Origin of the sequence: Pseudomonas sp. YuFO20, assembly GCF_035064975.1 — a bacterium.
GTDB lineage: Bacteria > Pseudomonadota > Gammaproteobacteria > Pseudomonadales > Pseudomonadaceae > Aquipseudomonas > Aquipseudomonas putida_AE.
In genome coordinates this window covers 1-11,382 of sequence record NZ_JAXDEO010000027.1, presented here as the reverse complement: position 1 = coordinate 11,382, position 11,382 = coordinate 1, and the positions used below count along the sequence as shown (strand labels likewise).

Here is an 11,382-nt window from a genome sequence, read left to right as displayed (position 1 = left end):
CTACGCTGGCGGGACTGGCGAAAAAAGTGAACGCTTTTGGCGAATGCCCAGCGTAAGATCAGCCCACACAAAATTACCGGCCTGCCTGGCCACCCCCGCCCGATGAAGTTGTCGGGCTTTTTATTGCCCGCAAAAAACCCTTGTAGGAGCGAGCTTGCTCGCGATGGACCTGAGAACGCCGCGGGGTGTCAGGTTTCAAACGTCATCGTTGACGTCCATCGCTGGCAAGCCAGCTCCTACAAGGGTGGGGGTTCAGGCGAGGGCTTTGAGGGTGGCGTCGATGTGCTGCAGGACCTCGGCCTCGCCCTTCTCGCCCCAATACAGGGTGATCATTTGCTTGTCGGCCTCGACCTTGTAGACGTTGGCCGGCAATTTTTCGAAATGATTGAGCAGCGCGGGATCTTCGCAGGGCTCCTGCCACTGGTTGACCCACAGCCCCGGTGATTTTTGCCAGTAGCTCCAGCACGCCGGCTGATTGCCCCGGCGTGGTCGATGGTACTGCGCACAGGGGTTTGGCGGCTCCTGGGCGAGCCAGTGCGGCCACTCCTGTGGCGCCAGCTGCATGGCCAGGCCAATGCGTCGCGCCTCCATGCGCAGGGCCATGCGACCGCTCTGATGGCGCGAGGGTCGCAGCCATGCCAGCGGACTGAGCACCACCAGCAGGATTGACACCACTATCCAGACCGTCATATCTGTACTCCCGATTCTTGATGAGCACATTGAGTCACTTTGGAACCAATGCGCTTGAAACCAGCCATACTTACCAATATTGCAATCCTCAGGAGGAGCACCTCATGCCCTACAACCACATCCTGGTCGCTGTAGATCTGACCGAAGAGTGCGACCCTGTCATCCACCGTGCTCGCGAGCTGTCGGTGAGCAATGGGGCGAAATTGTCCCTGGTGCATATCGTCGAGCCAATGGCCATGGCCTTTGGTGGCGATGTGCCAATGGACCTGTCACAACTGCAACAGCAGCAGTTCGACCAGGCCAAGGAGCGTCTCGATCGTTTGATCCTGAAATACCCTGAGCTCTCCAGGGAATACAGCCACCTGACCTACGGCCAGCCACGCCAGGAGATTCACCACTTGGCCAAGGAGCAAGGGTGCGACATGATCGTGGTCGGCAGTCACGGCCGCCATGGCCTGGCACTGCTGCTGGGCTCCACCGCCAACGACGTCCTGCACGGCGCGCCTTGCGATGTGCTGGCAGTGCGCCTGCAAAACAAAAGCTAAAGCAAACCCGTGTAGGAGCTGCCGCAGGCTGCGATCTTTTGACTTTGATGTTTAAAAACAAGATCAAAAGATCGCAGCCTTCGGCAGCTCCTACAAAAAGCCCGACACTCGCATTACCGAGGTCGGGCTTTTTTTGTTACAGGATCAATCAGGCATCCAGTTCGGCCCAGCGCTCGACCATGATGTCGAGTTCAGCCTGCAACTGCGCCAGCTGGGCGATCACCGCAGCGGTTTCCGCAGCCGGACGCAGGTAGAAGCCGGCATCGGCCATCTGCGCCTCGACGGCAGCGATCTGCTGTTCCATGGCTTCGATCTGCCCCGGCAACGCTTCCAGCTCACGCTGCAGCTTGTAGCTGAGCTTCTTCTTCGCCACCGGCGCCTCGACGGCGGCCGCCACAGGCGCAGGCTCGGCCTTGACCACGGCGGAGTTCAGGTCGGCCTTGCCGGACTTGCTCTCGGTCACGCCCAGCAGGCGCGGTGAACCACCCTGGCGCAGCCAGTCCTGGTAACCACCGACGTATTCGCGAACCAGACCTTCACCTTCGAACACCAGGGTGCTGGTCACCACGTTGTCGAGGAATGCCCGGTCGTGGCTGACCATCAGCACGGTGCCGTTGAAGGTCAGCAAGACCTCTTCGAGCAGCTCGAGGGTTTCCACGTCGAGGTCGTTGGTCGGTTCATCGAGTACCAGCAGGTTCGCCGGCTTGCTGAACAGCTTGGCCAGCAACAGACGGGCACGCTCGCCACCGGACAGCGCCTTGACCGGCGTGCGGGCACGCTGCGGGCTGAACAGGAAGTCGCCGAGGTAGCTCAGCACATGGCGGCTCTGGCCGTCGATATCGATGAAGTCGCGACCTTCGGCGACGTTGTCGATCACGGTCTTTTCCAGGTCCAACTGGTGGCGCAACTGGTCGAAGTAGGCGACGTCGATCCGGGTGCCCTCTTCCACCTTGCCGCTGGTGGGCTGCAGGCCACTGAGCATCAGCTTGAGCAGGGTGGTCTTGCCGGTACCGTTGGCGCCGAGCAGACCGATGCGGTCGCCGCGCTGCAGCACCATCGAGAAATCCTTGATCAGGAACGGGCCGCCCGGGTGAGCAAAGCTCACGTTCTCGAGCACCATCACCTGCTTGCCGGACTTGTCGGCGGTTTCCAGCTGGATGTTGGCCTTGCCGGTGCGCTCACGACGCTCGCTGCGCTCGACGCGCAGGGCCTTGAGGGCGCGGACGCGACCTTCGTTACGGGTACGACGGGCCTTGATGCCCTGGCGAATCCACACTTCTTCCTGGGCCAGGCGCTTGTCGAACAGCGCGTTGGCGGTGGCTTCGGCGGCCAGCTCGGCTTCTTTATGCACCAGGAAACTGGCGTAATCGCCGTTCCAGTCGATCAGGCCACCGCGGTCCAGTTCGAGGATGCGGGTCGCCAGGTTCTGCAGGAAAGAACGGTCGTGCGTGATGAAAAGCACGGCGCCCTGGAAATCCTTCAGCGCTTCTTCCAGCCAGGCGATGGCACCGATGTCCAGGTGGTTGGTCGGTTCGTCCAGCAGCAAAAGGTCCGGCTCGGACACCAGGGCCTGGGCCAGCAGCACACGACGACGCCAGCCACCGGACAATTCGGCGAGGGTCTTGTCGGCCGGCAACTGCAGGCGACTCAGGGTGCTGTCGACCAGGGTCTGCAAACGCCAGCCGTCGCGGGCTTCGAGGTCGTGCTGGACGTGCATCAGCTTGTCCAGGTCGGCATCGGTGACGCAGTTCTGGCTCAGGTGGTGATACTCGGCGAGCAACGCGCCGACACCGTCCAGGCCTTCGGCAACCACGTCGAACACTGTCCGCTCGTCGGCTACCGGCAATTCTTGCGGCAATTCGCCAATCTTGAGCCCGGGTGCGCGCCAAACCGAGCCGTCATCGGGCTTCTGGTCGCCCTTGACGAGCTTCATCATGCTGGACTTGCCAGTGCCGTTGCGGCCGATGATGCACACCCGCTCTCCACGGGCGATCTGCCAGGACACCTTGTCCAACAACGGCATAGCGCCGAAAGCAAGGGACACATCGCTGAATTTGAGCAGGGTCATGAGCTTCTCCAAAAACCGGGCGCGCATTCTACCTGAAACGGGACCCTAGCAGGCCGGCATTTTCACCTTGGTAGCACTCTGCACAACAAATGTTGCGAACTGATGCAGACAGCCCGGCAAAGCTTTCGCCCATTGCTGGCAAAAGGCTAAGCTACGAATAATTCAGTGCGGGCGTCGCCAGCACTTGTCATGTTTTTTCTGTCCGGACGTCTCATGCGCAGTCGCCTTTTCAATCTTTTGTCCTGTTTTCTACTTTCTGCCGCTGCCGTTCAATCCGTCCAGGCGGTGGACCTGTCCACCCAACGCCAGTACTACGATGAAGCCAAGCGCGCCCTGGCCAAGGGCGACACCGGCCCGTATTTCCGTTACAGCCAGGCCCTGGCCGACTACCCGCTGGAACCCTACCTGGCCTACGACGAGCTGACCGCGCGCCTGAAGACCGCGAGCAATGCCGAGATCGAGAAGTTCCTCGCCGAGCACGGTGACCTGCCCCAGGCCAACTGGATGAAGCTGCGCTGGTTGCGCTGGCTGGCCGAACGCGGCGATTGGGCGACGTTCGTCAAATATTACGACCCCAAGATGAATTTCACCGAACTGGACTGCCTGAACGCGCAGTACCAGATCAGCCACAACCAGAAGACCGAAGGCTACGCCAACGCCAACAAACTCTGGCTGACCGGCAAGACGCAACCGGCGGCGTGTGACGCGCTGTTCGGCATGTGGGCCGCCGAAGGCCAGCTCACCGAGCAGAAGCGCTGGGAACGCACCAAGCTTGCCGCCCAGGCGCGCAACTACCCACTGGCCAACAGCCTGGTCAATGGCTTGACCACCCTCGCCCCCCGTGGTCGCCTGCTGATCGATGTGGCACAGAAACCGGAGCTGCTCAATTCGCCGTCGCGCTTCACCCCGGCCGACGAACCGATGTCCGACGTGGTCAGCCTCGGCCTGCGCCGTCTGGCCCGCCAGGACCCGGACCGGGCCATGAGCCTGCTCGACGGTTATGCCAGCAGCATGCACTTCTCCCGCGACGAAAAAGTGGCGATCGCCCGGGAAATCGGCCTGACCCTCGCGAAACGCTTCGACAGCCGTGCGCTGGACATGATGACCAGGTACGACCCGGAGCTGCGCGACAACACGGTGTCTGAATGGCGCATGCGCTTGCTGCTGCGCCTGGCGCGCTGGGACGATGCCTACCAGCTGACGCGCCGCCTGCCCCAGGACCTGGCCACCGCCAACCGCTGGCGCTACTGGCAGGCCCGCAGCCTGGAACTGGCGCAACCGCAGAACCCCGAAGCGCAAACCCTCTACAAGAGCCTGGCCCGCGAGCGCGATTTCTATGGCTTCCTCGCCGCCGACCGTTCACAGTCGCCCTATTCGCTGAACAACAAACCGCTGGTGTTCAGCCAGGCGCTGATGAACAAGGTGCGCAACACCCCCGGCATTCGTCGCGCCCTGGAGTTCCATGCCCGCGGGCAGATCGTCGACGGTCGTCGCGAGTGGTATCACGTCAGCCGCCACTTCAGTCGCGACGAAATGGTCGCCCAGGCCAAACTGGCCTACGACCTGAAATGGTATTTCCCGGCGATTCGCACCATCAGCCAGGCGCAGTATTGGGACGACCTGGACATTCGTTTCCCGATGGCCCACCGCGAAACCCTGGTCCGCGAAGCGAAGATCCGCGGCCTGCACCCCAGCTGGGTATTTGCCATCACCCGCCAGGAAAGCGCCTTCATGGACGACGCCCGCTCCAGTGTCGGTGCCAGCGGCCTGATGCAATTGATGCCGGGAACGGCCAAGGAAACCGCACGCAAGTTCAGCATTCCGCTGGCCTCGCCGCAGCAAGTATTCAACCCGGACAAGAACATCCAGCTCGGCGCGGCCTACCTGAGCCAGGTCCACAGCCAGTTCAACGGCAACCGCGTCCTCGCCTCCGCCGCCTACAACGCCGGCCCGGGCCGCGTGCGCCAGTGGCTGCGCGGTGCGGACCATCTGAGCTTCGACGTCTGGGTGGAAAGCATCCCATTCGACGAAACCCGCCAGTACGTGCAGAACGTGCTGTCGTATTCTGTGATCTACGGCCAGAAACTCAACTCACCGCAACCGCTGGTGGATTGGCATGAGCGGTATTTCGACGATCAGTGAGATCCGTTGATACAAGATCAAAAGATCGCAGCCTGCGGCAGCTCCTACAGGGTGTACACCCGCCCCACTGTAGGAGCTGCCGCAGGCTGCGATCTTTTGAATGTGATCCTCAAATCCAGATGGCATCCCACAAGGGATAATCGCCAACCCTGGAAACCAATCCCGCCCGCAACGGATTCATGACGATATACCGCGCCGCCCCCTTGATATCCTCATCATGCCGTAACGCTCGATCGTAATACCCCCGCTGCCACAATCGCTGCTGCTCACCGCGCACCATATTGATCGAACGACTGCTTCTGGACTTGATGCGACACATCAACTCCGCCAGCGTCCCGTGTTTCAATTCAATCAGCCAATGCAGATGATCCGGCATCACGACCCAGGCCATGGAAGTAATCGCCGAGCTTTCATCAGCGCAGCGCAGTTGATCCACCAACAAACGACCCAAGCGCCAGTCAGCGAACACCGGCTGGCGCTGATGAGTGACTGCCGTCAGCAGATAGAGGCGACCCTGTTCAGAAAATCTGGACTTGCGCAGGCGACACCCTTTTGCGGCGATGGGCATTCCGTCGCCCTCCCTGAATATGCTGATTCCGCAAGGTTAGCCCACTGATGTGAGGCCGCTGATCTGCGCGATTTCTGCATATTTCAGAGCGCCGTTACTAGGTCGGTTACTAGGTCGGTCGCCAGCTCACTGAATGCCGCCTTGCAGAATTCAGCAGCGGCGATTCACGCAGCCTCATGCCCATCACTGAACTGCAACGCCGCTAACCGCGCATACAACGCATTGTTCGCAATCAGCGACTGGTGCGTCCCCACCGCCACCAGCTTCCCTTGATCCATCACCGCAATACGATCGGCGTTTTTGACCGTGGCCAGGCGGTGGGCGATGACCAGGGTGGTGCGGTTTTTCATCAGGCTCGGTAATGCCTGCTGGATCAGGTGTTCGCTTTGGGCGTCGAGGGCGCTGGTGGCTTCGTCCAGGAGCAGGATGGGTGCATCTACCAGCAGCGCGCGGGCGATGGCCAGGCGCTGGCGCTGGCCGCCGGACAAGCCCAGGCCGCCGTCGCCCAGGTGGGTCTGGTAGCCGTTGGGCATGGCTTCGATGAAGTCGTGTGCGTAGGCGATTTTTGCCGCTTCTCGAACCTCCTCCGAAGTCGCGGTCGGGTTGCCGTAGCGCAGGTTATCTTCGATGCTGCCGTAAAACAGCGCCGGGGTTTGCGAGACCAGGGCGAAGCAGCGCCGCAGGTCCAGGGGATCGAGTTGGGTCAGGGGCACACCATCGAGCAGGATGCGGCCTTCGGCGGGGTCGTAAAAGCGCAATAGCAGGTCATACACCGTCGATTTACCGGCCCCGGACGGCCCGACCAACGCCAGGGTCTCCCCGGCCTGGATGCTCAGGCTCAGGCCATCGACGGCGTAGCTTTCGGGGCGTGAGGGGTAGCAAAAGCGCACATCCTGCAACACCAGGTCGCCCCGCACCCGCTCGGGCAAGGTCACCAGGCCCGTGGTCGGTGGCTGGATGATGTTCTGCGCCCGCAGCAACTCGGCGATCCGCTCTGCCGCGCCCGCCGCGCGCTGCAACTCGCCGATCACCTCACTCAAGGTGCCGAACGCACTGCCGACGATCAGGCTGTAGAAAACGAACGCCGCCAGCTCACCCGCGGAAATCCGCCCGGCAATCACGTCCATGCCGCCGACCCAAAGCATCACGCCGACGGCGCCCAATACCAGCACGATCACCAGGGTAATCAGCCAGGCCCTCTGGAAGATGCGCTTGCGCGCCGTGTCGAACGCCTCCTCCACGGTAACGGCGAAACGCTGCTCGTCCTGGGCCTGGTGGTTGTAGGCCTGCACGGTCTTGATCTGGCCCAGGGTCTCGGACACATAGCTGCCGATATCGGCAATCCGGTCCTGGCTCAGGCGCGACAGGCTGCGCACCCGCCGGCCGAAAATCAGGATCGGCGCAATCACCAACGGCAAGGCAATCACCACGATGCTGGTGAGCTTGGGATTGGTGACAAACAGCAGGACGATCCCGCCGATCACCATCAGCAAATTGCGCAGGAACAGCGACAGGGAAGAGCCGATCACCGATTGCAGCAGCGTGGTATCGGCGGTCAGCCGCGACTGGATCTCGGAGCTGCGGTTGTCCTCGTAGAACCCCGGGTGCAGGTAGACCAGATGATTGAACACCCGGCGACGGATGTCGGCGACGCAGCGCTCGCCGATCCACGACACCAGGTAAAACCTGGCGAAGGTGCCGACCGCCAGGCCGATCACCAGCAGCATGAACAAGCCGATGGACTGGTTGAGCAGATGCGGCGACTGGGTCATGAACCCTTGATCCACCAACAGGCGAATGCCCTGCCCCATGGACAAGGTAATGCCCGCCGTGACGACCAGCGCGAACAGGGCACCCAGCGCGTGCCAGCGATAAGGCGCGATGAAACGACTGGCCAGGCGAATCGCACGACGGTGACGAACAGTGAGCATTTGCATCATCCACAACGCAGTAATTGACAGGATCAGCGTACACCGACCCGAGGGTGGAACCTGTTGAATCAGAATGAGTCAGGTTAATTATGACCGTGAAGTCTAGTGCCTAGACGCTATTGGTCTAAAGTTGCGGTAGCCATGTCGGGATATTTCTGGTCGACTGGCGATGCCGTTCAGGAGCGATCGCAGGGAGTTGTCACAGCCTGGTCACCTGATGGTTTTAATCTAGGCACACAACCTGATGAGGAGACAGGCCATGTCCTTGCAACAACGCAGCGATGACAAGATTGAAGTGATCCGCACGCAGCCAGACCAGTCTCTGGGGTGCTCGATAATCGATGAACAGGGCCGCGAAGTACCGATCACTGAAAACATGATCCAGCACGCGTGCAGCGAACTGGAGAAGCGATTGGTCAAGCCTGCCGAACAAGAGTGATGTAGCCACCGTCTTCATTGACCCGGCCCATTTGGGCCGGGTTTTTTATTACCCGATTTTCAGATAGCCGTCGCGCCAAGGGCCGCCACGATCTGCTGCAACGCCGGTGCATCCCCATCGATGCGCACCTGCAACCCGTCGATCTCGCGCCGCGAGGGGTAGTTTTTGCGCAGCCCATCGAACGCCGTACGCTGCTCACTCACACTGCCCACAAGGCTGCGGCGAAAATCCGCGTCGTCACGGCGCGGGTCGTACACCCCGCGGCACAACATCGCCAGGGCCCAGGCCGGGTCGGTGTCCGCACTCAACGTCACCTGCGACAGCCACGGGGCTGGCAGCAAGTCGGTCAGGCTGACCTGGGGCGCTTGCCCGAGGAACTCGCAGTACGCCTGATAGATCTGCGCCGTGCCGCGTTGCTTGCCATCGAGGCTGTAGCCGGCAATGTGCGGCGTGGCCAGCACGCAGAGTTCGGCCAAGGCCACGTCGACTTCGGGCTCGGCCTCCCAGACATCGAGTACCGCCTGCAGGTCTTCGCGCTGCAGCAGCACCTGGCGCAAGGCGCGATTGTCCACCACCGGGCCACGGCTGGCGTTGATCAGCCAGGTGCCGGGCTTGAGCTGGTTCAAGCGTTTTTCATCGAGCAGATGCCAGGTCGGCTGGGTGCCCTGCCGGGTCAATGGTGTGTGCAGACTGATCACATCGCACTGCTCGATGATCTGCTCAAGGCTGACGTAATCGCCCCCTTCAGCGGCCTGGCGTGGCGGATCGCAGACCAGCACCTTCCAGCCCAGGCCCTGCAGGACCTTGACCAATCGTCCACCCACCTCACCAGCCCCCACAACACCGTAAGTGCGTTGAGTCAGGTCGGCGCCTTCGATTTCAGCCAGTGTCAGCAGGCTGCCAAGCACGTAGTCGACCACGCCCCGGGCGTTGCAGCCCGGCGCGCTGGACCAGGTGATGCCGGCCTGCTGAAAGTAATCCAGGTCCAGATGATCGGTGCCGATGGTGCAGGTGCCGACGAAGCGCACCTTGCTGCCTTCCAGCAACGCACGGTCGACGCGGGTGACCGAGCGCACCAGCAACACATCGGCCTGCTCGACCGTGGCGCGGTCGATGGAGCGCCCCGGCACCCGGCGGATTTCACCGAAATGTTCGAAGAAGGCGTCTAGCAGGGGGATATTTTCGTCGGCAACAATCAGCATGTCAGGCTCCTTTGGCGGATCGGCAGTGTAGGCGTAGTTGACGTGTTGCGCCTAGCATCGATGCCCCTGTAGGAGCGAGCTTGCTCGCGAAAAACCTGAGAACGCCGCGTTTATTCAGGCAGCCCTCGTCATCGTTGACCTCCATCGCGAGCAAGCTCGCTCCCACAGGATTACAAATCCCCAACACAGTCTTTTCCTGACCGCTGCGTCAATCTGTAGAATGCGCACCCGCGCAGCCAACATATTTGGACGTTTTGCCCTTGAACTCCGTGACCGACCACACCACCAGCCCTTCCCTCTCCCGCCCCGCCCGGGTCCGCCTGGAGCTGAAAAACCTGCTCGGCCTGGCCTTGCCGATCATGATCGCGCAACTGGCCACCACGGCGATGGGCTTCGTCGATGCGGTGATGGCCGGCCGGGTCGGACCGCGCGACCTGGCGGCGGTGGCGCTGGGCAACTCGATCTGGGTGCCGGTGTTCCTGCTGATGACCGGCACGTTGCTGGCCACCACGCCGAAAGTCGCCCAGCGCTTCGGTGCCGGCACCCACAGCGAGATCGGTCCGATCGTGCGCCAGGCGCTGTGGCTGGCCCTGGTGGTGGGCCTGATCGCCACTGGCCTGCTGCTGGGCGCCGAACCGGTCTTGCGCGTGATGAAGGTCGATCCCGAACTGATCGGCCCCTGCATGCAGTACCTGCACGGCATCGCCAGTGGCCTGCCGGCGGTCGCTATCTACCATGTGCTGCGCTGCTTCAGTGACGGCCTGGGGCGCACCCGTCCGGCGATGGTCCTGGGCCTGTGCGGCCTGGCGCTGAACATTCCGCTGAACTACGTGTTCATCTATGGCCACTTCGGCGTGCCGGCCATGGGCGGCGTCGGTTGCGGCTGGGCCACGGCGATCGTGATGTGGGTGATGGCCCTGGGCATGGCCGGCTGGGAGCGCTGGGCGCCAGCGTATCAGTCGAGCCAGCTGTTCAGCCGTTTCGACTGGCCGCAATGGTCGGTGATCAAGCGCCTGCTGGGCATCGGCCTGCCGATCGGCATCGCCGTGTTCGCTGAGTCGAGCATCTTCGCAGTGATCGCCCTGCTGATCGGCAGCCTCGGCGCCACCGTGGTCGCCGGACACCAGATTGCCCTCAACTTCAGCTCACTGGTGTTCATGATCCCCTACTCCCTGGGCATGGCTGTGACCGTGCGCGTCGGCCAGGCGCTGGGGCGCGAGCAACCCCGTGAAGCGCGCTTCGCCGCGGGCGTCGGCATGGGCACGGCGCTGGCGTATGCCTGTCTCTCGGCGAGTTTGATGCTGTTGCTGCGTGAGCACATCGCAACCATCTACACGGCGGACCCGACGGTGATCCGGGTGGCGGCGATGTTGATCGTGTATTCAGCGCTGTTCCAGTTTTCCGATGCGATCCAGGTCACGGCGGCCGGTGCGTTGCGCGGCTATCAGGACACCCGGGTGACGATGATCCTGACGCTGTTCGCCTACTGGGGCATCGGCCTGCCAGTGGGCTACGCCCTCGGCCTGACCGACTGGTTCGGCACGCCAAGCGGCCCGAGCGGGCTGTGGCAGGGTTTGATCGTCGGCCTGAGCTGCGCGGCGCTGATGCTGTCGATCCGCCTGACGCGCAGTGCGCGCAAGCGTATTCGTATCAGCCTGAAATGACCTTGTAGGAGCGAGCTTGCTCGCGAAGGCGGTGTGTCCGTCAACATTGATGGTGGCTGATAGGCCGTCTTCGCTGGCAAGCCAGCTTCTACAAGGTTTTGTGGCTCAATCGGATTTGACCTTGTAGGAGCGA

The 11,382-nt window shown here is 62.2% G+C and carries 9 protein-coding genes; 4 read left to right on the top strand and 5 right to left on the bottom strand.

Annotation, left to right across the window (positions count from 1 at the left end; all coding sequences use genetic code 11):
• Window positions 1-252: 252 nt before the first annotated feature.
• On the bottom strand, window positions 253-690 hold the full coding sequence (locus SOP85_RS16505) for a hypothetical protein (protein WP_274077088.1): 438 nt from the start codon (window positions 688-690) through the stop codon (window positions 253-255).
• A 104-nt stretch (window positions 691-794) separates the two neighbouring features.
• Here SOP85_RS16505 and SOP85_RS16500 point away from each other — a divergent pair, with 104 nt between their 5' ends.
• Complete coding sequence (locus SOP85_RS16500) at window positions 795-1,235, top strand: universal stress protein (protein ID WP_274077089.1); 441 nt, start codon at window positions 795-797, stop codon at window positions 1,233-1,235.
• A 148-nt stretch (window positions 1,236-1,383) separates the two neighbouring features.
• On the opposite strand, the gene SOP85_RS16495 is transcribed toward SOP85_RS16500, so the two are convergent.
• Window positions 1,384-3,303 (bottom strand): ATP-binding cassette domain-containing protein, encoded by a 1,920-nt coding sequence (locus SOP85_RS16495; RefSeq protein WP_323627522.1) that lies wholly within the window; start codon window positions 3,301-3,303, stop codon window positions 1,384-1,386.
• Window positions 3,304-3,516: 213 nt separating this feature from the next.
• Between SOP85_RS16495 and SOP85_RS16490 the strand changes: the two genes are divergently transcribed.
• Window positions 3,517-5,445 (top strand): transglycosylase SLT domain-containing protein, encoded by a 1,929-nt coding sequence (locus SOP85_RS16490; RefSeq protein WP_323608958.1) that lies wholly within the window; start codon window positions 3,517-3,519, stop codon window positions 5,443-5,445.
• Window positions 5,446-5,554: 109 nt separating this feature from the next.
• Here SOP85_RS16490 and SOP85_RS16485 read toward each other — a convergent pair whose 3' ends face one another.
• Window positions 5,555-6,013, bottom strand: a complete 459-nt coding sequence (locus SOP85_RS16485) for an REP-associated tyrosine transposase (protein WP_323627521.1) — start codon at window positions 6,011-6,013, stop codon at window positions 5,555-5,557.
• Window positions 6,014-6,177: 164 nt separating this feature from the next.
• Window positions 6,178-7,944 carry an ABC transporter transmembrane domain-containing protein gene (locus SOP85_RS16480; RefSeq protein WP_442967912.1) on the bottom strand — a complete coding sequence of 589 codons (1,767 nt, stop codon included), beginning with the start codon at window positions 7,942-7,944 and terminating at the stop codon, window positions 6,178-6,180.
• A gap of 259 nt (window positions 7,945-8,203) precedes the next feature.
• Between SOP85_RS16480 and SOP85_RS16475 the strand changes: the two genes are divergently transcribed.
• Window positions 8,204-8,383 carry a PA1571 family protein gene (locus SOP85_RS16475; protein ID WP_274077093.1) on the top strand — a complete coding sequence of 60 codons (180 nt, stop codon included), beginning with the start codon at window positions 8,204-8,206 and terminating at the stop codon, window positions 8,381-8,383.
• Window positions 8,384-8,442: 59 nt separating this feature from the next.
• Here the strand turns inward: SOP85_RS16475 and pdxB are convergent, their stop codons facing one another.
• Window positions 8,443-9,585 carry a 4-phosphoerythronate dehydrogenase PdxB gene (pdxB, locus tag SOP85_RS16470; protein WP_323627518.1) on the bottom strand — a complete coding sequence of 381 codons (1,143 nt, stop codon included), beginning with the start codon at window positions 9,583-9,585 and terminating at the stop codon, window positions 8,443-8,445.
• 260 nt (window positions 9,586-9,845) lie between these two features.
• On the opposite strand from pdxB, the gene SOP85_RS16465 reads away from it, so the two are divergent.
• A complete protein-coding gene (locus SOP85_RS16465; protein ID WP_274077095.1) occupies window positions 9,846-11,249 on the top strand; it encodes an MATE family efflux transporter in 1,404 nt (467 codons plus the stop codon).
• Window positions 11,250-11,382 lie beyond the last annotated feature (133 nt).